Source organism: Haloarcula vallismortis ATCC 29715 (genome assembly GCF_000337775.1).
GTDB lineage: Archaea > Halobacteriota > Halobacteria > Halobacteriales > Haloarculaceae > Haloarcula > Haloarcula vallismortis.
The window spans coordinates 387478-410867 of sequence record NZ_AOLQ01000069.1 but is presented as its reverse complement, the minus strand read 5'-3'; the positions used below and the strand labels follow the sequence as shown (position 1 = coordinate 410867).

Annotated in this window: 23 protein-coding genes; 11 read left to right on the top strand and 12 right to left on the bottom strand. The window is 63.3% G+C overall.

Going from position 1 to position 23390, the window contains the following annotated elements:
* Nucleotides 1–39 precede the first annotated feature (39 nt).
* Together C437_RS19065 and C437_RS19060 are read right to left on the bottom strand one after the other, a co-directional pair.
* A complete protein-coding gene (locus C437_RS19065) occupies nucleotides 40–705 on the bottom strand; it encodes a helix-turn-helix domain-containing protein (RefSeq protein ID WP_004518650.1) in 666 nt (221 codons plus the stop codon).
* A gap of 436 nt (nucleotides 706–1141) precedes the next feature.
* Complete coding sequence (locus C437_RS19060) at nucleotides 1142–1507, bottom strand: DUF5802 family protein (RefSeq protein ID WP_004518649.1); 366 nt, start codon at nucleotides 1505–1507, stop codon at nucleotides 1142–1144.
* Between the two features lie 147 nt (nucleotides 1508–1654).
* Here C437_RS19060 and C437_RS19055 point away from each other — a divergent pair, with 147 nt between their 5' ends.
* The 3 genes from C437_RS19055 to C437_RS19045 all read left to right on the top strand — a co-directional run bounded on the left by C437_RS19055 (nucleotide 1655) and on the right by C437_RS19045 (nucleotide 4410).
* Nucleotides 1655–2299, top strand: coding sequence for a DUF1405 domain-containing protein (locus tag C437_RS19055; protein WP_004518648.1), 645 nt, complete (start codon nucleotides 1655–1657; stop codon nucleotides 2297–2299).
* A 96-nt stretch (nucleotides 2300–2395) separates the two neighbouring features.
* On the top strand, nucleotides 2396–3673 hold the full coding sequence (locus C437_RS19050; RefSeq protein ID WP_004518647.1) for a hypothetical protein: 1278 nt from the start codon (nucleotides 2396–2398) through the stop codon (nucleotides 3671–3673).
* 89 nt (nucleotides 3674–3762) lie between these two features.
* The gene (locus C437_RS19045) at nucleotides 3763–4410 is read left to right on the top strand and encodes an ArsR/SmtB family transcription factor (protein WP_004518646.1); all 648 of its coding nucleotides are present in this window, start codon (nucleotides 3763–3765) and stop codon (nucleotides 4408–4410) included.
* A 30-nt stretch (nucleotides 4411–4440) separates the two neighbouring features.
* Here the strand turns inward: C437_RS19045 and C437_RS19040 are convergent, their stop codons facing one another.
* The 3 genes from C437_RS19040 to C437_RS19030 all read right to left on the bottom strand — a co-directional run bounded on the left by C437_RS19040 (nucleotide 4441) and on the right by C437_RS19030 (nucleotide 7622).
* Nucleotides 4441–6006 carry a Na+/H+ antiporter NhaC family protein gene (locus C437_RS19040; protein WP_004518645.1) on the bottom strand — a complete coding sequence of 522 codons (1566 nt, stop codon included), beginning with the start codon at nucleotides 6004–6006 and terminating at the stop codon, nucleotides 4441–4443.
* 433 nt (nucleotides 6007–6439) lie between these two features.
* Nucleotides 6440–6949, bottom strand: coding sequence for a hypothetical protein (locus C437_RS19035; RefSeq protein WP_004518644.1), 510 nt, complete (start codon nucleotides 6947–6949; stop codon nucleotides 6440–6442).
* A gap of 73 nt (nucleotides 6950–7022) precedes the next feature.
* Nucleotides 7023–7622, bottom strand: a complete 600-nt coding sequence (locus C437_RS19030) for a DUF5789 family protein (RefSeq protein ID WP_004518643.1) — start codon at nucleotides 7620–7622, stop codon at nucleotides 7023–7025.
* A 193-nt stretch (nucleotides 7623–7815) separates the two neighbouring features.
* On the opposite strand from C437_RS19030, the gene gatD reads away from it, so the two are divergent.
* From gatD to C437_RS19015, 3 genes are all read left to right on the top strand, one after another.
* Nucleotides 7816–9063 (top strand): Glu-tRNA(Gln) amidotransferase subunit GatD, encoded by a 1248-nt coding sequence (gene gatD / locus C437_RS19025; protein ID WP_004518642.1) that lies wholly within the window; start codon nucleotides 7816–7818, stop codon nucleotides 9061–9063.
* Between the two features lie 93 nt (nucleotides 9064–9156).
* Nucleotides 9157–10047, top strand: coding sequence for a GNAT family N-acetyltransferase (locus C437_RS19020; RefSeq protein ID WP_004518641.1), 891 nt, complete (start codon nucleotides 9157–9159; stop codon nucleotides 10045–10047).
* Between the two features lie 51 nt (nucleotides 10048–10098).
* Nucleotides 10099–11754: a histidine kinase N-terminal 7TM domain-containing protein gene (locus C437_RS19015; RefSeq protein ID WP_074654820.1), complete on the top strand. Its 1656-nt coding sequence runs from the start codon at nucleotides 10099–10101 to the stop codon at nucleotides 11752–11754.
* Between the two features lie 18 nt (nucleotides 11755–11772).
* Here C437_RS19015 and C437_RS19010 read toward each other — a convergent pair whose 3' ends face one another.
* From C437_RS19010 to C437_RS19000, 3 genes are all read right to left on the bottom strand, one after another.
* Nucleotides 11773–12051 carry a ubiquitin-like small modifier protein 1 gene (locus C437_RS19010; protein WP_004518639.1) on the bottom strand — a complete coding sequence of 93 codons (279 nt, stop codon included), beginning with the start codon at nucleotides 12049–12051 and terminating at the stop codon, nucleotides 11773–11775.
* 105 nt (nucleotides 12052–12156) lie between these two features.
* Nucleotides 12157–13944 (bottom strand): TrkA C-terminal domain-containing protein, encoded by a 1788-nt coding sequence (locus C437_RS19005; protein ID WP_004518638.1) that lies wholly within the window; start codon nucleotides 13942–13944, stop codon nucleotides 12157–12159.
* Entirely contained in the window at nucleotides 13941–15221 is a 1281-nt protein-coding gene (locus C437_RS19000) for a potassium channel family protein (protein ID WP_004518637.1), read from the bottom strand. The genes C437_RS19005 and C437_RS19000 overlap by 4 nt, the downstream gene beginning before the upstream one ends.
* A 29-nt stretch (nucleotides 15222–15250) precedes the next feature.
* On the opposite strand from C437_RS19000, the gene C437_RS18995 reads away from it, so the two are divergent.
* The gene (locus C437_RS18995) at nucleotides 15251–16459 is read left to right on the top strand and encodes an NAD-binding protein (RefSeq protein ID WP_004518636.1); all 1209 of its coding nucleotides are present in this window, start codon (nucleotides 15251–15253) and stop codon (nucleotides 16457–16459) included.
* On the opposite strand, the gene C437_RS18990 is transcribed toward C437_RS18995, so the two are convergent.
* Nucleotides 16456–17970: an HPP family protein gene (locus tag C437_RS18990; protein ID WP_004518635.1), complete on the bottom strand. Its 1515-nt coding sequence runs from the start codon at nucleotides 17968–17970 to the stop codon at nucleotides 16456–16458. The two genes, C437_RS18995 and C437_RS18990, sit on opposite strands and share 4 nt — an antisense overlap.
* A 117-nt stretch (nucleotides 17971–18087) precedes the next feature.
* Nucleotides 18088–18813 (bottom strand): nucleoside phosphorylase, encoded by a 726-nt coding sequence (locus C437_RS18985; protein WP_004518634.1) that lies wholly within the window; start codon nucleotides 18811–18813, stop codon nucleotides 18088–18090.
* A gap of 86 nt (nucleotides 18814–18899) precedes the next feature.
* Between C437_RS18985 and C437_RS18980 the strand changes: the two genes are divergently transcribed.
* Entirely contained in the window at nucleotides 18900–19121 is a 222-nt protein-coding gene (locus C437_RS18980; protein WP_004518633.1) for a hypothetical protein, read from the top strand.
* A gap of 1 nt (nucleotide 19122) precedes the next feature.
* Here C437_RS18980 and C437_RS18975 read toward each other — a convergent pair whose 3' ends face one another.
* Nucleotides 19123–19599, bottom strand: coding sequence for a hypothetical protein (locus tag C437_RS18975; RefSeq protein WP_004518632.1), 477 nt, complete (start codon nucleotides 19597–19599; stop codon nucleotides 19123–19125).
* Between the two features lie 304 nt (nucleotides 19600–19903).
* Here C437_RS18975 and C437_RS18970 point away from each other — a divergent pair, with 304 nt between their 5' ends.
* The gene (locus tag C437_RS18970; protein WP_004518631.1) at nucleotides 19904–20317 is read left to right on the top strand and encodes a hypothetical protein; all 414 of its coding nucleotides are present in this window, start codon (nucleotides 19904–19906) and stop codon (nucleotides 20315–20317) included.
* A 7-nt stretch (nucleotides 20318–20324) separates the two neighbouring features.
* On the opposite strand, the gene C437_RS18965 is transcribed toward C437_RS18970, so the two are convergent.
* Nucleotides 20325–21161 carry a DUF63 family protein gene (locus C437_RS18965; RefSeq protein WP_004518630.1) on the bottom strand — a complete coding sequence of 279 codons (837 nt, stop codon included), beginning with the start codon at nucleotides 21159–21161 and terminating at the stop codon, nucleotides 20325–20327.
* A 160-nt stretch (nucleotides 21162–21321) separates the two neighbouring features.
* Between C437_RS18965 and deoC the strand changes: the two genes are divergently transcribed.
* Nucleotides 21322–22017: a deoxyribose-phosphate aldolase gene (gene deoC, locus C437_RS18960; protein WP_004518629.1), complete on the top strand. Its 696-nt coding sequence runs from the start codon at nucleotides 21322–21324 to the stop codon at nucleotides 22015–22017.
* 50 nt (nucleotides 22018–22067) lie between these two features.
* Nucleotides 22068–23351, top strand: a complete 1284-nt coding sequence (locus tag C437_RS18955; protein ID WP_004518628.1) for a tRNA (N(6)-L-threonylcarbamoyladenosine(37)-C(2))-methylthiotransferase — start codon at nucleotides 22068–22070, stop codon at nucleotides 23349–23351.
* Nucleotides 23352–23390: the final 39 nt, after the last annotated feature.

Here is a 23390-nt window from a genome sequence, read left to right as displayed (position 1 = left end):
GTGACTTCCCGGGCCGCCACTGCATCGAAGCGTTACCGATCAGTCCGGCTGTTCGTCGTGGTCTCCCAACGAGGAGATGATGAGCCGCCTGATGCCGCGTCGAAGGAGACCGCCGGCCGCAGGCTGAGAGATATCCAGGTCGGCGGCAACATCGCCGAGAGTTGCGTTCCGCGGCTCTTCGAAATACCCCGTTTCGAGGGCGACGAGGAGCGCCTCCCGCTGGCTGTCGGTCAGCCCTGCGTCCGTGTTCCCCAGACTCGCGTACTCGTTCACACGCAACAGGTCGATGTCGATGTCGTTCTCCTGTGCGTAGTCCCAGAGACGAGCGAGAGCCGTCCGTTCGGGCATCCATATCGTCAGTATCCACGCGCTCCCGTCGTTTTCCATGTCAAGGATAACCCCGTTTGCGGCGGAGATTACGGGCGAAAGTATCTTCGCTTCGTCCGTGTACTCGAAGCTGTAGATGGCTTCGCCGGCTCTGGTTTCGATGACGCGTTCGAATTCACCGATAGTGCTGTCGTTCCGTAATCCGTCCTCGAACTGCTGGAAGTCGGACGATTCGATGTGGTAAAAGAACTTGCCCGATGTCGGGTCCGTGCCCGCCTCAGACACGGACCTGACTGTTGAGCCCGGGTCGTGGGTTACGGTCTCTGTGAGTACGATGTCGGGATGCTCGACCCGGATAACCGCCTTGATATCAGTCATGTGTCTGTAGAGTGGTGTGAGTGGCCCAGCGCGTGTTATCACGATGTCTGATGGAGACGCCCGGCAGGAATCTGTCTCAAATGCCTGGTGTTGGTAGAGAGTGGTGGTGCGGGAGTTTAACTGGGTCGGTTGAGCTGAGCCAGCGGGTCCTCGCACGGCGATGTCGCCGGCTCAGACGCGATGGTTGAACAGCAAGGCCCAGAGACGGTCAGGCCAGCTGGCTTCACTCGACGGGGATACCCCGGCGGGAAGGTAGAATTTGGATTCAGCAGCGCGATCCCGCTCCGCAGCGTGCTTTCGCTGTGACATACAGGCAAACAGAGGCTCCCGAGCCCCATTGGTCTGTAGCTTAAGCGTATAACCTACTTATTACACGTTTCATGAGTCCGATTCGCCCGGTGGCCAGTGAAAACGGAATAGCGTGGGTTTCAACCGCTCAGACGGCAGTGTCTGGGAGTGTCGGCGTTCCCTCCGAGATAGAGAGCAGTTGTGCGGCGTGGTCCGCTTTCGCCAGAAATACTTCTTCGAGGCTTGGCGGGTTCCGGACGTTGGCGTCTTCGAGCATCGATTCGGGAACGACGAGTGTGTCCGCTGGGACCTGTTCGTCCCCGTGGACGGCGAAGTGCTGGGAGCCGAGTTTCATTACCAGCGGATAGTCTGTGCGTTCGACTCCCTCGCCAGAGGCATACAACTGTTCGTTCACTCGTTCGTGCTGCTCGCGACACATCGCGGCCGCCGCGTCATCTCTCGGTTCGACGTAGAGGCGGCCGAGGTAGTATCCCCGCGAAAACTGTTCGAACATCGGTGCAACTGTATGTGTGCTATTCACATACATAAGTGTTCGCCGGCAACCTTTTGCCGCCGTGCAAACAGCGCGAACTCACAGTCGGTGACCCGATGCCAGCTCCCGTCCGACAGGGCTATCCCGCGAGCGGTCCCGAATCAATCCATGAGCGAGCAGCGGGGGCCGTTGCCACGTCGGTACGCGCGGTACTATCTGGAACAGACACCGAGTCTCGTGTGGCTGCTGGTCGTCAATGCTGTCGCGATGCTCGTCGGTATCCGGTATTACGTCGAGACAATGCCCGAGGTGTCGACGTTTCTCTGGCCGCTGTACGCAGATTCACCGGCCGCACTATTCCTGATGACGCTGTCGGTGGCGACTCTCCTGCCGTTTCTTGGTAGGTCGCTCGACGAGGTCCCGCTGACGGTGCCACTCGCGTACCTCCACACTATTGCGCTGGTCTGGCTGGTCAAGATGGGGCTGTGGACCGTCGTGGCGTTAAACATCGGCTTCGACGCCTACTTCCCCGCCCCGTGGGCGTATTTCGGCATCATCGTCACCCACCTCGGCTTCGTCGCCGAGGGGCTGTTAGTTCCCCACTACGCCCGGACGACGAGAGGCGCACTCGCGACTGCACTGGTGCTGGCACTCGGTAACGACGTGCTCGATTACGGCTTCGGCTATCATCCGCCGCTCCGATACGACCCAGAACTCGTGTTACCGCTCGCCACCGTCGCACTATCGGTGCTGTCGGTGGTAATCGCCTGGCGGCTGCTGCCGATGGAAGAGCCGACGCAAAAGGCATCTTAAACACTCTTGGACTATTTGCGGTTGTTTCAGGAATCTGTGAACAGCACGAACGAAGGCGTTTCTTTTTGATGTGGGAGGGCCGAAGTAGGGATAGGAATGAGCCCACGCCAGGCCACGCTCCTCACAGTGCTGGTCTTCGTCGTGGCTGTCGCTATCGGCCTCCCGGCCGTGACAGCACAGGAGACCACGACGGAGACAGTGGCCACGCAGAACGACTCTGCCAGCGGAATGGGAACGCAGCTCACGGCGTTCCTCCAGTCGAACGCCGCCGCCACGAACGACACAGTCGAGAACGGAATGTGGCGGTCGGCATACAACCAATCGAACGGTACTGGACGAGCCGAGCTCGTCACAGAGCGAGCTGGCTCGCTCGAACGCCGACTGGAACGGCTACAGGAGCGCAACACCACGCTCGAACAGCGATACGAGAACGGAAGCATCAGTGAGCAGGCCTACGTGGCCCAGCGAAGCCGACTCGTCACGGAGATCGAAGGGCTGCAAACCGCCATCAACGACACTGACACGGCTGCCGAACAGACCGGCGTGGACGACACCGCGCTGGAGCGACTGAAGCAGAACGCCAGCAAGCTTTCCGGCCAGCAGGTCTCGTCGATTGCGCGCGGCATCGCCGGACCGCCGGATACCGCCGGCCCAGGTGAGCAGGGCCCACCGGACGACGCCCCAGTCAATCGGACTGACCAGGGGCCGCCCGACGACGGTGGGGTCAATCAGAGCGAACGAGGACCACCAGCGAATACGTCCGAACGGGGTGCGAACGAAAGCGAACGGGGACCGCCCGATGATGCCCCCGGGCAACAGGGAAACGAGAGCGACCGAGAGCCACCGGATAACGCGCCCGACGACAGCGAAAACGAAACCGGCGAGTCCGACGGCGAGAACCAGGGAGCGGGGAACGGGCCTGAGCAGGGTGAACGAGGCACCGACAACGCGGACCGCGATGAATCCGGTACTGAAAGCGGTGACAGCGAGGGAAACGGGGACGAGAGCGATAGCAGTGACGATACCGCCGGAGACGACACCGGTTCAGATGACGCTCCTGATGACGATGACGCCGGGGACTCAGGCGACACGACGGATTCTGACGACGCCTCTGACAGCGACGACGCTTCTGACAGCGACGACGCCTCTGACAGTGACGATGGCTCCGACGACGCCTCTGACAGTGACGATGGCTCCGACGACGCCTCTGACAGTGACGATGGCTCCGACGACACTTCCGATGGAGACAACGATAACGCGGATGACGGAGGAAATCAGGGAAATGACGACGGCCAGGGAAACGGTGGCGGACAGGGTGGTAATGGCGGCAGCGGCCAGGGGAACGGGAACAGCGGGTCACAGAGCACGTCGTAGCTCTACCAGCTAGCGTAGCTGGGTGACGCGTGAGCAAACCACCCGACGAGAGTCATGCTTTTGAACCGTGACCCGCTACCTACGTATCGATGGACTCCGCCGAGCTACTCAATCTCCTTGGAAACGCCAACCGCCGGCGGATTCTCAAACTACTCGCACACAAACCCTGCTACGTCACCGAAATCAGCGAGTACATCGGCGTCAGTCCGAAAGCGGTCATCGACCACCTTCAGAAGCTCGAAGACGCCGGCCTCGTCGACTCCCGAACGGATGACCAGCGCCGGAAATACTTCTCTATCGCCCGGAATCTCCGACTGGAGGTCCGTGTTTCTCCCTACGAGTTCGGTACCAAGAGCGCCTATCCGGCAAACCCCGAGTTCGAGATGCCCTCCTGCCGCCATCTCTCGATAGACGTGGGGGCCGAGTCCGACGGGGACTTTCGCGACTTAGCGCGGGAACTGGAGCACCTCCAGCAGCTAGAGAACGAACTGTCGCTGGCCCAGCGATGGGTGCAAGCCCGCATGACCGATGTCCGGGACCGCATCGACTCCGGCTTCGAGAACGGCGACGGACGACTGTACGCAGAACTGGTCAGTGGGCTCGCAAACGGTATTGATACTGTTCCGGCACTGGCCCGAGAGATCGAGGCCCCGCCTGAAATCGTCGAGGAAGCGCTCACGCGGCTTGCGGAGGACGACGTGGTCGAACGGACCGACGAGGGCTGGGAAATCGTCTGAGCGAGCCGGTGTTTCAGAGAGCGGACCGTCTCAGTCCGCCTTCGAACCGTACGAACTCGGAACCTCGACAGACAGCTGTTCCGAGAGCAGGTACGTCACAGACCCGACAGCGACCAGTCCGATCGGGAGTGCGATGTACGCCGGGACGCCGTAGCCAGCCATCAGGAACAGCCCAGTTGCGACGATACCGGCCAGCACTGCGTAGGGAATCTGGGTGTTCACGTGGTCGACGTGGTCGCTCGCGGCGAACATACTCGACATCACCGTCGTGTCGGAGATGGGCGAGCAGTGGTCGCCGAACAGCGCGCCGGTCAGAATCGCAGCGATGGCCGGTGCCAGCGGTGCGCCGAGCGCGTGTCCGAGCGGGATCGCGACCGGGAACAGGATACCCATCGTCCCCCATGACGTGCCGATGCTGAAGCTGATTATGACGGCGCTGAGGAAGACAATGGCGGGCAGCATCCCGGCCGTGATGATCCCCTCACTGATTGCGACAACGTAGGGACCGACGCCGAGTGCCTGGCTCACAGCACCGATAGACCACGCGAGCGAGAGCACCGCGACGGGGAACATCACCATTTTGAACCCCTCGAAGATGGCGTCGCTCACTTCGTCGACCGCGATGCGTGCGTGCCCGACCAGAATTGTCAGAATGACAAGACAGGCCGAGAACGAGGCCCAGACGATGGCGTCCGCAGTGGCCGCGTTCGACAGTGCATCGGTGAGACTGCGCCCGGCGAATCCGCCGCCGGAGTAATACAGCGAGAACCCGGTCACCCCCACGAGTGCGGCGATCGGCGCAGCGAAGTACCACCACCGCGGGTCGACGTGGTCGGGCGTCACGATATCGTCCTCCTGCGTTTCCATCAGCGGGTCCGCATTGTCGCCGAGGACTTTCCCCTCCTCTCTGGCCCTCCGTTCGGCCTTCGCCATTGGACCGAAGTCCATGTCTGCGATGACGACAATAAAGACCAATGCGAGCGCGAGGAGGCTGTAGAACCGATACGGGATTGATTCGAGGAACAGCAGGAACGCGCTTCGGTCCACCCCGATTGTGTTCAGTTGCTCAGCGATGAGGCCGACCTCGAATCCGAGCCACGTCGAGACGACTGATATCGACGCGGTCGGTGCAGTGGTGGAGTCGAGGATGTACGCCAGCTTCTCGCGACTGATGTCGAACTTATCGGTGATCGGGCGCATAACCGACCCGGTAATCATCGTCGAGGCGTACGAATCGACGAAGATGGTCATTCCCAGTAGTGAGGTCCCAAGCGCCGCCTGCCGGCGGGTCCGAATGCGCTTGACCATCTGTGACGCCAGCGCGTTCATCCCGCCGGAGAGGAAGATCATCCCCAGCATTGCCCCGATGAGGAACGTGAACAGTAGTAGTTTGACGTTGAACGGTTCAGTCACGTTATCCACAACGAACTGGAGGCTTCGAGCGGCTCCGGCCGCCGGATTCCAGCCGACGAGCACCGTCGCACCGATCCAGATGCCTGCAAACAGCGAGAGGAGTACTTGGCGAGTGAACAGCGTCAGTACAATGGCGAGCATCGCCGGAAACAGGCTGATAAGCCCGTATGTCTCTGGTGCCATACGTTCTGTTCCGGGGTTTACATACGAGCGTTATAAGAGTTATCAACTCAGGATACCGTGTATAAACCACTTGTAGATAGGGTACATGTTCAGATCTGTACTCGTATTTTGGACGAATACTCCTATGCTAGCGTTATTCGACGAGACGTAGACAATCAATAACAGGTAATATACTCGTTCAGGTTGCAACCAGAGGCCGTCTGTCCCTCCAGTAACTGGAAGCATTGACCGAAGACAGGAACAGAGTATGTCCGACTGAGACTGCCCGTTATACTCCTTGTAAGATATTAGTCACTTCGAGAGGGTATGACTCTTCACAGACTTACATTCGACAGTATGAAATATTCCAGATAGCCGACACGGCCGTGACATACAGCGCAACGGGTCAGGCCAGCCTGATCGCATCACGGACCGGAATCAGTCGTCGGAAGAGCTACAGGTCTTTCGTCAGCCCGCTACGGAGGTCACGGCCGAAGTGATGGCCGACGAGCGCGAGCACAAGGCCGACACCGCCGGCGATAGCGAACAGTCTGGTACCGTTCAGTCCCGCAGCGAGCTGTGGGAGGAGAGATAGAACGGCCGTCGCGCCGCCGCTGACACCGCCTGCCAGCCCCAGTTCGACGTATCGGCGTTCGCTGGCGAGCAGTCCGTAGACGAACCCACCAAGCAGGATGCCGACCAGTTCCGTAAACGGCACGAGCGGTATCAGCCCGCCGAGGACCATCCCGCCACCGACCGCTCCGAAGGCGAACAACAGCGCCCGAAGTGAAAAGTAGCTCCCGGACTCTGTCGTTGACGCCTCGGCGGCAGACGACCCCACGTCGTGCGATTCCCCGACAGCGACATCGCTTTCGACCGACTCCGTCGTGCCGACATCGACGCCGAGGTCACCGTCCGACTGCGTGTCCGCGTCGCGGGTCCGTTCCTCGGTTCGTTCGGCCATACAGAGTATCGGACGGCGAGTCGTATGGTCCTTGTGGGGCCCGCCAACAATCAGGGAGCTGGTGGTGTGTCGCTCAGATACCGAGCCACTCGTCGTTGCGCACCGAGTAATCGTTCGACCGGCAGAACTTCGCCGCCTGTCGGCGGACATCGCGGGACCCCGGGAGCTTCTCTTTCTCGTGGATGCGCTCGATAATCCAGTCCGCGATAACCCGGATGCCCTCGTCGTCGTCATCCGCGTCGATGGCCTGCAGTTCCCGGAACGTCCGTTCGTAGCCGTCGCGCTGTGAAGCACCGAACGACGCGCTCTGATGCGCATCGGCGGCCTCCACAACGCGTTTCATCGCCCCCGCTATCGTCGGCCGCTGGACCCGCGTCCGGACTTCGGCTGGCGACTCGAAGGACTCGGCCTCCGCATCAGGCAGGAGGTCCGCGACAGTGTACGTCCCTTCAGTGGATTCAATCTCGTGGTCGCCAACCGTTGCGACCACGTCAGCCGCTGTCGCCGGGTATTCGAGCGTTTCGAGTTCCGTCTCGAAGTACGCGAGTTCCGTCGGGTCGACCGGCGGCTCGGGTTCGTCCGCGCGCGAAAGCTCCTCAGCGATGGCACGCTCCCGCTGGCGGCGCTCCTCGTTTCGGGCCTGGGCTTCGCGGCCGTTCTTGTTGTCTGCCATACTTGTTAGATGAGTGTCGAGTGGGATAACAGTGTGGTCTGGTCGCGTCTGTAACCCACAGTAACGGACGGAGATGTCCCAGACCAGGGCCGTGGCGGACACCCACCCTCGACCGCTCGTCATGTCCGGCGCGTGACCGAGGGCGCTCGCCGAAACGAGTGGGTTCAAGTCCCACCGGTGGAAAGTGCCGCGCATGAACGCAGGCGACCGGGTCCGCGTCGAGCGCGCGGCCCAGACATACGAGGGCGTGTTGCTCCCATCGAGTACGCCCGAGCACCTCGTCGTCAAACTCGACGGCGGGTACAACGTCGGTATCGACCGCGAGGACGCATCCGTCGACGTGCTTGAATCGGACGTGTACGACGTCGAGAGCGCACAGGACGAACAGAGCCAGTCGGCAATCGAATTTGACGACGACCTCCCGACGGTCTCGCTTATCTCCACTGGCGGAACCATCGCCTCGACGGTCGACTACCGGACCGGGGCAGTGACGGCCCAGTTCGACGCCGAGGATGTACTACGAGCGGTTCCGGACCTCGCCGGCATGGCGAACTACCGCGGCCGCGTCGTCGCTAACATCCTCTCGGAGAACATGACTCCGGCTGTCTGGCAGGACCTCGCGAAGGCAGTTCACGAGGAAATCGAGAACGGGGCAGACGGCATCGTCGTCATGCACGGCACCGACACGATGCAGTACTCCGCCTCGGCGCTGTCGTTCATGCTCGATACGCCGGTCCCTATCGTGTTTACGGGAAGCCAGCGCTCGGCGGACCGCCCGTCCTCGGACAACGTGATGAACGCGGTCTCGGCTGTCGAGGCCGCTACAAGCGATTGTGCGGAGGTGCTGGTCTGTATGCACGCCGATGAGTCCGACGACCGCTGTGCGCTCCACCGCGGCACCCGCGTCCGGAAGAACCACACCTCGCGCCGAGACGCCTTCGAGACGGTCGGCGCGAAGCCGCTTGGCGAGGTCGACTACGACATCGACGGTGAGAGCACGGTTACGTTCCACCGCGAATACACCGAGCGGGACGCCGCCGATCTGGCGCTGCACGACAACATTGAAACCGACGTGGAACTCCTGAAGTTCTCGCCGGGAATGGACCCGTCGCTGCTCGAAGTCGCCGCCGAGGACAGCGACGGCATCGTCATCGAGGGGACGGGGCTTGGCCACGTTAACACCGACTGGATCGGGACCATCGAGGAACTGGACATCCCGGTCGTCATGACCAGCCAGTGCCTCGAAGGCCGGGTCTGTGACCGGGTCTACGACACCGGACGGGACCTGCTCGACGCCGGTGTCACTGAGGGCGAGGATATGCTCCCCGGCACAGCGAAGGTCAAGCTCATGTGGGCGCTGGCAAACAGCGACGACGTGGCTGATACGATGCAAGAGCCCCTTGCCGGCGAGATTCAGCAGCGCTCGACGCCCTGGTTGTAGCACCGGGACCGACTCGGTGACACAGTCACGGTACAGACAGCGACCCCGTCACCGGAGCGGCTCTTTTTTATCGTCGCAGGCGAGTCTCACAGTATGTCGCCGACTGTTCGGACGGCTCGTCACGACGACTACGACGATATCGTCGACATGACCAGCGATGTCTGGGCCGACCGCGCGATGGCTGATTACATCCCCGACGTGTTCCGCGATTGGGTCGACGACGACGGCGCGGCCCGGAAAACCCTCGTCGCCGACGTTGGCGGCCACGCCGTCGGCATCGCGCAGGCCGTCTTACTCACCGAGACCGAGGCATGGTTTCAGGGGATGCGTGTCGACTCGGAGCACCGGGGGAAGGGGCTCGGGTCGCTGCTGACGGACCACCTCATCAAATGGGCGGCCGACGCCGGCGCGTCAGTCGGTCGAAGCATGGTGTTTTCCTGGAACGAGGCGGGGCTCGGCCAGTCGCTGGCTGCCGGCTTCGAAGCGGTCACGTCGTTTCGCTGGGTACACCCCGATCCGGCCGACGTGACGCCCGAGATGACTGTCAGAAACGACCCCGCGACGGCGTGGCGCTACTGGCAGGGGAGCGACGGCCGAGACGCTCTCTCAGGACTCGCGCTCGACAGCGGAGAGAGCTGGGCGCTCTCGACGCTGACGCAGGAAACGCTCGACCGGCTGGCGGCTGAGCAGGCGGTTCTGACCGTCGGCGAGAAGCCACAGGGGATGGCGTGTCGGGTCCGGACGACCGAGTCTGACGGCGAACAGCTCGCGGAGTACGCGGTCGGGGTATGGCGTGATGTCGCCGCTGCACAGTCATTATTCACTGCGATAGCCGCCGATGCGGCGACGCTCGGCGTCGACGCGACACGGGTCCTCATCCCCGAGACACCGCGCCACGTGGCCCAGGCCGCGTACGCCGGCGGAGACGTCAGTGAGTGTCCGGACTACGTGTTCGAGATCCGCGACCTCCGAGAGTTATCATAGGCGATAACGCGGACACAACACTCATTCAAAGACTTGCCATACAATGGGTAGATGAATCTAATCGGGAGCTCTCCTGCATTTCTCGCGTACGCAGCGGTATACGCCTTCGCGGCAGTCGGATGCGGTGTCGGGCTCTACAGAGCGGCCCGCATGGAAGACCCCGATACCCGTCGCGGGATGGTCGGACTCCTCCTCTGTAGCGGTGGCTGGGCGGCGCTGGAACTCGGCTTCCTGATCACGCCCGGGACGCTCGGATACGCGTTCTACCTCGGTAGCCTCATCGTCGGTCTCGCAACGGTCGGTGCGTGGCTGTACTTTTGCTCGGCGTACACCGGACGGGCATTCCACCGGAACAGGTCGTACCGCGGGGTCGCTGTGGGCGCGTACATCGGTATCGTCGTCATAAAGCTGACCAATCCGTTTCACGGGCTCTACTTCGCCACGCAGTTCGTCGCCGAGCCGTTCCCGCACCTGGCAATCACGCACGGCGTGTTTCACTGGGTAGTGACGGGGCTCTCCTACGCGCTCGTCACCGTCGGCTTCTTTATGCTGTTCGAACTGTTCCTCGAAGCGGACTACGACACCCGTCCGCTCGGCGTTCTTGTCGGCGTCACGGCGCTCCCAGCGGTGCTTGACGTCATCGGGTACACCAGCGACCTCCTGCTCGACATCAACCACGAACCGCTCGGCGTCGCACTGTTCGCGCTCGGTGTCCTCTACGTGTACGATGAGGCGTTTCTCGCCGTACAGCTGACCGATGGCGTCGACGAGGCAGTCGTGTATCTCGACGATGACGGCTATATCAAGGAGTCGAACGGCGAGGCACAGCAGCTCTTTCCGGCGCTATCTGGGAGCCGCGGGCAGCAGCTTGAGACGGTTCTGCCGGCCGTCACAGAGATACTCCAGACGGACGAGCAGATTCTCGAACGAAACCGAGGTGGCGGCGCGGAGTACTACCTCATCAGCGACACTTCGTTTTCGCTGGGACAGGTGGATATCGGTCGGATGCTCGTGTTCACTGACGTGACCGAAAGCGAGCGGCGTCGCCGCGAACTGGCCCGGCAAAACGAGCAGCTGGAGGGGTTCGCAACTGCAATCAGGCACGAATTGCTGAACACGCTCCAGATAATCACCGGTCGCGTCTCCGCCGCCGGCGACGCCCTGAACCGTGGAGACGTCAATCTAGCGAAGGAATCCCTCCAGTCAACGTCTGAGACGGCCGAGCGAATGTCCGAAATCGTCGACGGACTCGCGACGCTAGCTCGACATGGACAGACAATTGACGAAACGATGCCTGTCGACCTCCAGCCAGTCGTCGACGGAGCCTGGGACCGTACCGACACCGACGGCCTCACGATGGCAGCCGACGTTGACGGACAGGTTATCGCCGACCCGACGCGCCTGCGGGACCTCTTCGAGAGCGGGTTCAGGTTCGCGGCACACAACGACGCGTCGGCGGTCACCGTTTCCCGGGAAGCTGACGAAATTGTCATCACCGATGACGGGAATCCAACGGGGGAGACAGCATCAGAGACGTTCTTCGAGTACGGCGGTGCGATGCCGGACGCCGAAGCCGGGATGACGCTGCCGAACCTGCGGATGCTCGCCCGGACCCACGGCTGGGACGTGACCCTCGATACCGAGTATCAGGACGGCGTCCGAATCGTCATCTCGAACGTGACGGTTGCGGGATCACTGGAAAGCTGATCTGGCCGCCGGTCCGTATCAGCCGCCGCTGACCGGCGGAAACAACGCAAGTTCTGTCTCTTCATCGACTGCCGTCGCCAGCCCATCGCCGGCGGCGAAGGGGTCTTCGCCGTCGACGAGCACCCGGATGTGGTCGGCCAACTCCTCGTTCTCGTCCAGCACCTCCTCGGCGAGCGCCGGTCGCGCCGCGAGCAGCGCATTGAGCGCTGTTCCGACCGTGGCGTCCCCCTCGATATCGACAGTGACCGACTGTCCGTCGGCCGCGTCTCGGAGGTGTGCGAACAGTTTCCACTCCATAGCTATGCTCGGAGCGTCCGGCAAAAGAGGGTTCCGGACTGGGGTGTTCCTCCCGGTTCGGACGGGCCGGAGACAGGCGTCTGCGACAGTACCGACATCCACAATTCAGTTTCGGTTCTCTGAATCGTCACCAGCGGTCGGCTCGTCGTCTTCACCGTCTCCCTCGCCGGTCGGCGCTTCGGAATCCATCAAATCGCTGTCGGCAGCAGACGCGTCGTCAGTCTCGCCGATCCGCTCTTCCGGGTCCCACACCTCGACGGTGTCGTCACCGTTGTCCGGGGGGGAGTCGTCGAACGCTTCCGCCGTCAGGTCGTTGCTTGGCTCCTCCGTGTCGACGTTCCGGAGCGCCTCCAGGGGGTCGTCATCGGGAGGCTCGTCACCAGTCTCGGTTGTCCTCTCGGCAGCGTCAACATCAGCTAGCTCAGACTCACCCGCCTCATCCGCAACAGCGGTGTCTGCCGACTCGTCGGCGGTGGCGGTGTCATCCGTGGTCGTGTCCGTGTCGGCGTTGGTCGTGTCATCGGTAGCAGTCTCGACCGCGTCGACATCCGTAGCGCTGTCGTCAGCCGAGCCATCAGTTGTGTCTGCCGCTGCTCCCGCCGTCCCGTCAGTCTGCTCTGTCAGGTCAGCAGTATCAGACGCGGTTGACTGGCCCTCCTCGTCGCCAGCGTCGTCTTCCAGCTCGTCCGCCACAGCCGCTGTCGCGGCCGTTTCGCCTGTTCCGTCCGTGGCTTGCTCCAGCCGCCGCAATGCGTCCGGTGTCGCGATTGCGTAGATTGTATCACCGGCCGCGAGAACGCGTTCGCGGGACGGGATTGTCTCCGGCGCTGTGTCGTCGCGGGTAATCGCGACCACCGAGACCGCCAGACTGCCGACTGGCGCGCCGTCGAGCGTGCTCCCTGATTCGACGGTGGCCGTACCCATTGTCTCGTCGGCCGCCCGGAGCAGCGAGGCGAACTCGCGGTCGGAGCGGTCCTGTACCGGGAGCGTAACGAGCTTGTACTGCGTTTGCGGGTCGAGTTTCGGCGTGTCGGCGGCGTCGATAGCGACCGTTACCACGTCGTCGGCGACGCCGCGGAGTTCACCGGTGAGCACGCGTTTCGATGGCGCTTGCTCCCATACCTGCACGAGGTCGCCGGCGCTTGCAGCATGAGCCGGATCGGCCTGAATTGCAACGGCGTTCGTCGAGGGTGGCAACGTCGGACCGATACCGGCCGCCCGCGAGCCGACAGCGAGGTAGTCGACAGTGCCGTCGTCGGCCAGTTCCACGTCCACGTGGCCGACGCCGTAGTCCGTCTTGAGCCGGCCGACCAGTCGGTCGCGGAGTTCGTCTTTCGTCAGGCGACGCGGGAAGAGAAAGCGGCGGTTCGCGAGCGTCTCTTTTGTCTCGTCGGGCATCGGATCGTAGCCAATGATGTCGTCGATATCGTCCGGGAGGCGAACCGACGTGACGCGGCCGACGGTCTGGACGATCTCGCTCACGTCGGCGTCGATGTTTCGACCACCGGTTGCGGCAAAGAGGTCGACACCCAGCCGGTCCCCGATGCGCATCCCGCCGTAAGCCCCGACGCCGCCAGCGAGGAACGCGGCGAGGTTCAACAGGACTACCCCGGCTGCCAGTACGTCATCGTCACCGAGGATGACCTCGCTGAGCGCCGTGGTCGCGCCGATGACGAGGACGACCGCGGTCAGGCCGAACAAGAGCGCCAGCCCGGTCTGAATCCGTTCGCGGACGTACCAGCGGTAGAAGACGGCGATAGCGCCCGCCGGCGTCGCAGCGAGGACTGCAATCGCGAGGAGCCACACCACTCCTTCGACCAGCGACTGTGATACTGACCCCAGCTGCAGGTTCTCACCGACCTGGGCAAGCAATGTCGGACCGGGCGGTGTCATGCGACCGCCTCCACGAAGGCATCAAGGTCAGCACGGCGGCCAATCGCGTACAGTTCGTCGCCCGCCTCGACGGCCGCGTCGCCGCGTGGCGCGACCTGCCAGCCGTCCGGCGTCCGGATGGCGACGATAGCAACGTCGTAGGTCTCCCGAACGTGGGCGTCCCGGAGCGTCGCCCCGTCGAGCGGACCGTCGGCCCGGACCGTGAGTCGGCGGAACCGGCTGCCGGCCCGTCGGAGCAGGGAGACGAGTTCGTACTCCCGGTGTGTCCCGCGGGGTTCGACCACGACCTTCGGCCGGGCTGACCGCAGGAGCGGTTGCACGTCGGTCCGAGTCACGGCGACCGTGAGTCGGCCCTCACCGCCGTCGGTCGTCGGTGCCTGAACCGGCGTCGGAGGCGCTTCTGTGTCGGCGATTTCGGGCTCTGTCGGCGTCTCAGCAGGTGTCTCGTCAGCCGACGGCGTCGACCGCGCACTCACCACGGTCCCCCGAACCTGTGCATCCTCAGTTAGTACCGTCACCTCGTCGTTACGGGCCAGGCCGGTCGGCAGCAAGGCGTCCACCGAGACGGCATGGCGGTTGTCGCCGACACGCTTCGACAGCCCCGAAAACGGCGGCGCAGCGACGACCGTCGCTCGCCCCTGCTCGTCGATTGAGACCGCGGCGTCGCCGAGGTCGAACTCCGATTTCAGGCGTTCCTCCATCCGGCGTTCGAGCTCGCCGATGCGGAGGTCAGCCGGGAACCGCCACTCCTCACTCCGAATTTCGGCCCGAAGTGACTCCGACAGCGGCGGATACCCCTCCATGTCGGCCACGTCGCCGACCACGCGGATACGGACCTCGTCGCGGCCGCCGACAAATTCGACCACGTCCGCGGAGAGTTTCTTCTCGCGCAGCCCCTTCAGCGAGAGCCGCTTCGGAAACTCCGCGCCGAGCTGGTCACCCTTGCTGTGTGCGTACAGCGACACCATCCCGACGAGGACAATTGCAGTAATGATTCGCTCGGCGTTGGGAGCCTGCGTAATCGACTTGTCCGCCAGTGCCATGAGGCCGCCGCTGACGCCGGCAAGTGCGATTGCCAGCACGACGACACCGAACCCAGGCACGGTAATGCCGGTAAAGTATTTGAAACTGAACCCCAGCGCCCACGACACGAGCGCCGGTATCACTCCCACCAACAGCCCCAGATAGATCCCCATCAACACCTCGACCGGGAGCGAAGCCATGTCCACATCCTGCGTGGCCGGTAGTAAATCGCTTCCGGCCCGCGGACAGTACATTTACACCGACCGCTGTAATCTGGATGGGTATGGACAGGCCGCGAAACTGGTTGGGGGCTCGCACCGCGATCCTGTTGCCGGTGTTGGTGGCGGTGCTGTCGTTCATCACTGGTGTGGTCAACATCAGTGCTGTGTCGATTAGCGGGCCGCTCGGGGACCTGATTCCGCGAAGCATCCAGCGGACAGCCGGGTTCACCGGTGCGCTCACCGGGTTTACGTTGCTCGTCAGCGTCGTCGGGCTTCGCCGTCGGCTGCGGATCGCGTGGTACGCGACCATCGTCTTACTTCCCGTGGCGGCGATTCAGGGTCTGGTACAGAACTCGGCGGTGTCGCTCCCAGTTATTGGCCCAGTGCCGAGTTCAGCGGTGTCGATCCCGCTCGTCGTGCTCTCGCTGGTTTCGCTCCCGGTAATGCTGCTGAACCACCACCGGTTCGACCGGCCAATCGACCTCTCGACGGCGCAACTGGCCGCGGGCGCTGCACTCCTCGGCTCGCTCATGTACGGGACCGCCGGCTCGTACGCGCTCCGCGACGAGTTCACCAACCTTTCGACGGCGACCGATGCGTTCTATTACACGCTGGTCACGGCCAGTACCGTCGGGTACGGCGATATGACCCCACAGAGCCAGCAGGCGAAACTGTTCGGCATGTCGGTGGTCGTCCTCGGGACGGCCAGTTTCGCCATCGCGCTGGGGTCGCTGCTGGGCCCGGCAATCGAGAAGCGGCTTTCGGAGGCACTCGGAAACATGACTGACGCACAACTGGACCTGCTCGAGAACCACGTGCTGGTACTCGGCCACGGCGACCTGACGGAACCGATCATCGAGGAACTGACCGGCGCAATCGATTTCGTGGTCATCACGCCGGACACGGAGACGGCCACGCGGCTCCAACAACGGGACATCGCCGTTCTGACCGCGGACCCGAGCGACGAAGAGCCGATGCAACGGGCCGGTATCGAGGAGGCCGCGGCGGTCGTCGCGGCGACGAACGACGACGCACAGGACGCGCTGGCGATACTGACGGCACAGACGCTCAATCCGGAGGTCAACATCGTCGCCGCGGCGACGGACCGCGAAAACATCGAGAAGCTCCGCCGTGCGGGCGCGGACACGGTCATCAGCCCCGCAGTACTGGGTGGCCACCTTATTGTCCAGTCCGCGCTGGGTCGCAAGGGGATGGAGAACATCGCCGATCACCTGCTCGATGTGAACGACGAGGACGACGCAGATATCTAGGGTCGGCCGCGGTCGACGATAGCGATATCTGTCTCCACCTCTTCCAGTCGTTCGAACGTCGGCGGCGAAATGAACCGCGACGCCTTACTCCGGTCGCGGCTCGCCCCGATCATGACGAGGTCGTACTGCGACGCAGTATCGGACAGAAACGTTTGGATGTCCGTCCGCGGAACCCGCGTCTCGAAGGCACACTCGTACGGTTCGATGAGGTCCGCGAGCATCTCTTCGGCCCGGCGACGGTCCCCGCGGGAGCCGATACACGTTGCGACAGCGACCCGCCCGCTCCGGCCGGCCAGTCGCGTGGCGAAATCGACCATGTTGTGAGCCACGTCGCTGACAGACCGGACAGGGACGATGACGTGTTTCCAGCGGGTCCGGTCGCTCCGTGACCGATGGACGACGATGTCGCTCTTGCTGCGGAACAACCGCTGTAGATACGGCGTTAGCGCTCCGTGTTGGCTCTCATAGGGCGCAACGATGAGGTCGCAGTTCGTTTCGGTCGCGGTCTGCAGCGTCGTCTTCGCCGGTGACCCGTCGTCACTTGCAACGACGACCTGACAGGAGACACCAGTTCGTGTCTCGATTCGGTCGGCGTGGGTCTCAAGCCAGTCGATCTCTGCTTCGAGGTCCGTCTGGTCGGGCGACGCCGGCGCGTTTGCTGGGTCACCGCCGTCGGCGACAGGACGGGTCTGTGCCGATTGCGAGTCCGACCCGTTCTCCGACCGGATGTCGAGCCGTATCGTCTCCCGCATGAGCGACTGTTGGGTCGTGGCGGCGTCGCTGTCCGAAACCATGTCCAACAGGACGACTTTGCCGGCCTCGTGGGCGGCCGCGAGTCGCGCGCCCAGCATCGCCGTCTGGCCCGCCGACTCGCCGCGCATCGGGACGAGGACGTGGTCGTCCCCGGACATCGACTCGTACAGGTACGTCGCCCGCTGCTCGTAGAACTCCTCGCGCCAGACCACAAAGAGGCCGGCCACGAGCGAACTGGCGACGAAAATGCTGGCGACGAACGTCGCTCCCTGGGCCGGTTCGACCAGCAGCGCCAGCAGGGCAGTCGAGTACGACGATGGCTCCTCGATGTCGAGGGGCCACGTGACCACGCCAGTCGCGAAGACAGCGAGGCCGGCACCGAGCGCGGTGACGCCGAACTGGCCGCCTGGGGCCGTGAGGTAGCTGTTCGAGACGGCGAGCGCGCCCAGCCCACAGACCGCACCGATAGTGAGTCCCGCGACGAACCGCTTCGGGTCGGCGTACTTGCTCGTCGGGTCGACAAAGAGCGTGTACGACCCCGCTGCAAGCGGTGGGAACAGCAGGAAACTCAACTGCGGGACGGCGTTCGCCAGCGTCGTCACCAGCACGATAGCTAGCGGAACGAACACCAGCATGGAGAGATGGACGAGGTTTTCGGTTATCTCAGCCCACCGTCTGAAGTCCTGTAGTTCACGGCGCTCGACCCGCCGGAGTCGTCTGGCTGCCCTGTGGAGCCGCTTCCGGAACTGGTCGAGCATACAGAATTGCAGGGGAGATGGTCTGTTAAGCCCTCCGCCGGGAAGCGGCGCGACCGCTCGCTCACACGGGTCCGACAGTCCGACGAGTCGCTCGCAGAAGTCCGGCAGTCCCGACGCCTACAGCGACGTGGTCGCCGTCAGACTGATTTCGATGGCGCGCTCGACGTTGTTCTTGGCTTTCTCGGGGAGTTCCTCGTCCTCGGTTTCGCCCTTCTGTGTCCCCTCGACGAGGTTCCCGTCGACGGTACAGATAGCGCCCGAGCGCAGGCCCTTGCGGCGACACAGCGAGAACAGCGCGGCGGCCTCCATCTCGACAGCCAGTAGACCGGCGGCTTCCCAGTCGTTGATGTACTCGTCAGTTTCGGCGTAGAAGGCGTCGTCCGTGGCGATAGGGCCGACGTGCACGTCCTCGTCGTTCGCCTCGGCGGCGTCGACCAGCGACGAGAGCACGTCATAGTCGGGGACGGCCGGGACAGACTTCGATTCGTAGCGCTGGGACGTTCCCTCGTCCTTGGCCGCGCCGTTAGCGACGACCATGTCACCGATCTCGATGCCTTCCTGAAGTGCCCCGGTCGTGCCGACGCGGATGAGCGTCTCGACGCCAACGGCTTCCAGTTCCTCGACAGCGATTGCCGTCGACGGCGAGCCGATGCCGGTCGAACAGATCGTCAGTTCGCGGCCGTCGTAGGTCGCGTTGACGAGTTTGTACTCGCGGTTCTCCGCGACGACCTCGTGATCGTCACAGAGGCCCGCAATGCGGTCGACGCGCCCGGGGTCGCCCGGTACGAGCGCGATGTCTGTCAGGTCACCCGGTTCGACGAGTAGATGCGGTTGTTTCGCCATACCGGCCAGTCGGACGGAACTATTTAGTAGTCAGTGGATTCCCGTCGGTCACAACAGTGAGGGAGGTCCCCTGAGAGAGAGGACATATGGCAGACGAAATATCGCTGTTCGACAGGCGAATGCGAGGGCCGGCGGGCATCGCTATCGCCGCCGGCGTCGTCCTCGGACTGCTGACCGGTTACACCGTCGGCGCGGGAACGCCGGACGGTCCCTCGTGGACACTCGTCGTCCCGTTCGCGCTGCTTGCCAGCGTATTCCTGTATCTCGGGGCCTACAGAAATCTCTCGAAGCGGGTCGAGGACGCGTAGCTTACAGCCATGTGACGAGCACCGGGATGAACAGCGCGAGGGCCGTGCCGAAAATAAACGCCGTGAGCGCCCACTGTCGGATAACCTCGGCAGCGTCGTTCCGGGCGCTGCCGCCAAAGCGGGGCATGGCAATGCGGGCGAAAAAGTAGTACACGAACGTGGAGACGCCCGAAACACCGAGGAGATGGGGTATCAGCGGGACGCCGTTGAGCGAGAACGCCGTCGGAAGCACGACGGAGAGCCCTGCGACGACCGCGCCGTATAGCAGCGCCGCGACGAGGGCGGTGCCGTGATGCACGGCGACGGCGAGGGGGCGGCTGACTCTGGCCGGATCAGTGCGAGTAAGTCCGGCTCCAGCGACGTACGCCGGCAGATACCCCTCGTCCTGTGTCATCATCGGGATGTTCAACAACAGGCCGACAACCGCGCCGGCGACAACACAGACGAGCGCCCACTGCGAGAGGAGGTAGTTGAGCACATGTTTCCTTGCTCGCGGTGCCAATGAGTATTGCGCCGTGTGACCGGATTGGGGAAGAACCGCCAGTTCTGGCAGAACGGTTCGACAGCACGGGAGCGTCGTGAAGACAGCGACTCCAGAGAGACCACGGAACGCGCCGGCGGTAACGGTTACACTGCTGCGTTCACGACAGCAGTGTACTATTTGTCCGCTATAGCACGCTATGGCAGCACATGGGTCACCGGACTCGGGGATCGATTCACCCAATATACCACACCACGCAAGTATATATGCGACCTTCTCAGTACATATATTAAAGGACACTATGACGCAGCAGCGCTATCAGAACGGGAAACGGGTAATTAAGCGCTGGGACGAGGTTTTCAAGGCTGTTGCGGCAGAGCCACGGCGGCAGCTCATTATCGCGTTGTCGGATGCCCACCCAGACGAGACGGTCTCGCTCCCCGAGAATGCTGTCAACCCCAACGTCCCGCGCGATTCGGCGGTCCTGCGACAGCAACTGCACCACTGTCACCTGCCGATGCTGTCCGACCACGATTTCATCACGTGGGATACAGAGCCACTGGTCGCTGGTCGTGGACCACGGTTCGATGAGGTGGCCGCCGTGTTCGAATCGCTGCAGTCAAACGCGACAGATATTCCCGAGTCGCTCGTGTTCGGGTGCCAGCGGCTCGAACGGGAACAACAGGAACAACTCGACGATTCGATGGCAGAATAGCCTCTCCTCAGACCGGGCTGAACAGGAACAGGACGATGTTGTTCGTCGCCGGGCCGATACCAACAGCGGTCACGAGCGCGAGCAGGAGGCTTGCTTCGACGGGGTCTTCTTCGAGATAGTCATCCAGCAGGAAGACGACTCCAATCGCGACGAGCAGTTTGACGAACACGAACAGCCAGCCTTTGCCGAGATACGGGGCTGTCGGGAGCGTGCCGGCAAACTCCATAATGCGGGCCGGAATTGGGGTTCGCTCGGTGATACCGATAACGTCAGCGCCGACTGCCGTCGAGACGCCGTCAAGCATATGTGCGAACACGACGGTCGGGGCCGCATAGCGCATTCGAACCACGACCGGCGTTCGCCACAGTGCGACCGCGAGTACCGTCACGGCAGTGACGGCGATTGCGACGACAACAGCGACGGTCGGCCAGATGAGCGCCAGTAGCTCCGACCGCAGCGCCATCACGACACCGATGACGAGCAACACCGTCAGGAGTCCGGTCCCGATATATCCCAGATTGCGCGATATCGTCTCGCTGTGGCCACGTCGGACGCTGAACAGCGTCAGCGTGATCCAGACGACGCCCAGCGTGACGAAGGTTGTAAGATACACCGCCGGCGCACCGAACAGCGGCGCGACCACGGGCCTGTACGCTTCAATCGGTGGCTGGTGGAACGCGTGGAGCGCGCCGCCGAGTGCCATCCACGGCGTCAGGGCGACCACGGTCCGCTGGTCAATCGGCGGTTCGAGGGCGTACAACAGCGCTGTCACCACGAGCGTGCCCGCAAGCAGCGCCACGGTGTACTCAAGCGGCGGGAGCGCTAACCCCGAAGGCAGTACCATGTCCCCCACGCCGACTCCGATGAGGGAAAACCTTCCGAACGAGGCCGACGGTGGTCTCACAGCCTGAGCGGTGACTGTCGGATACCGGATACGAAAAGACAGTGGCCCCGCCGACTCCCGCCCGCCGTCTTTACGTGGACACCACGCCTCACCCCGTGGTATGGACGATATACCAGACCGCATCGAGCATACGATTCTCGGACCGACGACGACACCGGACGACGTACGAGCCTGCCTCGACGAGGCGCTACAGTACGGAATGCGAGCGTGTATCCCGCCGTGGGCGCTCCCGCTTGCGACTGAATACGCGAACGTCCCGCTCACGGCCGTCATTGACTTCCCACACGGCCAGGGTCAGACTGACAGCGTCTGTCAGGCGGCTAAACTGGCCTGGGACGCCGGAGCCGACGAGCTGGATATGGTGTGCAACGTTGGCTTGCTCAAAGCCGGCGAGGACGACGCCGTTCGGGACCACATCACGGAGGTCGTCGCCAGCGTCCCGGTTCCCGTGAAAGTCATCGTCGAAGCGCCGTTGCTGACCGATGATGAACTCGAACGGGTCGGGCAACTCGTCGCAGATGCCGACGCCGCGTATCTCAAGACCGCAACAGGGTTCAGCGAGGGCGGCGCGACGGTCCACGACGTTGAAATCCTCAGCAAGTACCTCCCGGTGAAAGCCAGCGGTGGCGTCGGGTCGTGGGCCGACGCCAAGGCGATGTTCGAAGCCGGAGCCGAGCGTATTGGCGCCTCCAGCGGCGATACCATCGTTCGGGAGTGGCAGGCCGAGACAGAAGGCGAAACCGTGACCGAACCGGGCACAGACCGGGACGGCGCGGGTACGACCGACGGCTACTGACCGGTCCAATCCGTCGCCCTTTTGCCGGTCTGGCGATAGTATCTGGATGAATGGCCCGGTATCACATCGAGACGTACGGGTGCACCTCGAACAGAGGTGAGACCCAGCAGATCGAGCAGGCGCTCCGGGAGGGCGGGCACCACCCCGCCGACGGGCCGGAGGCCGCTGACGTGGCGATACTCAACACCTGTACGGTGCTTGAGAAGACCGAACGCAACATGCTCGCGCGGGCCAAAGAACTCGATAAAGAAACGCCGGCTGACCTCGTTATCACGGGCTGTATGGCGCTCGCACAGGGCGAAGAGTTCCAGAGCGCCGACATCGACGCCGAGGTGCTTCACTGGGACGACGTGCCGCAGTACGTCCTCAACGGCGAGTGTCCGACAATCACGCCGGACACCGAAACGGTGCTCAACGGCGTCGTCGGTATCCTCCCCATCGCCCGGGGTTGTATGTCTGACTGCTCCTACTGTATCACGAAGCAGGCGACGGGCCGAATCGAGTCGCCCTCGGTCGAGGAGAACGTCGAGAAAGCCCGCGCGCTCGTGCACGCCGGCGCGAAGGAAATCCGCATCACGGGCCAGGACACCGGCGTCTACGGCTGGGATACGAACCAGGGGACGAGCCTCCTGCCGGAGCTACTGGACCGCATCTGTACCGACATCGACGGCGACTTTCGAGTCCGTGTCGGCATGGCGAACCCCAAGGGCCTCCACGGCGTCCGCGAGGAACTCGCGGCGGTGTTCGCCGAGCACGACGAACTGTACAACTTCATCCACGCGCCGGTCCAGTCCGGCAGCGACGACGTGCTGGCAGATATGCGCCGCCAGCACGCCGTCTCAGAATATCTGGAGGTCGTCGAGACGCTGGACGACCAGCTGGAGTACTGGACGCTGTCGACGGACTTCATCGTCGGCTTCCCGACCGAGGAGCCGGCCGACCACGAAGAGTCGATGGCGCTGCTACGTGAGACCCGCCCCGAGAAGATCAACGTCACGCGCTTCTCCAAGCGGCCCGGCACCGACGCCGCCGACATGAAGGGTCTTGGCGGCCAGACGAAGAAGGACCGCTCGAAGGAGATGAGCGAGGCGAAGATGGAGCTGATGGCCGAGGCCTACGAGGAGATGGTCGGGCGCACCTCGTCGGTGTTGCTCGTCGAGGACGGTACTGACGAGTCGCTGGTGGGTTACGACGAGGCCTACCGGCAGGTCGTCATCGCAGACGCCCAAGAGCGCGGCCTCGAAATCGGCGACACGGTCGACGTGGAAATCACGAGCCACAACACCGTGTACGCCTTCGGCGAGCCGATCGAGCGGGCGCAGTTGGCGGACTAAACCGGTCGCCGAATCACGTTGTCACTGGGATTCGACTGC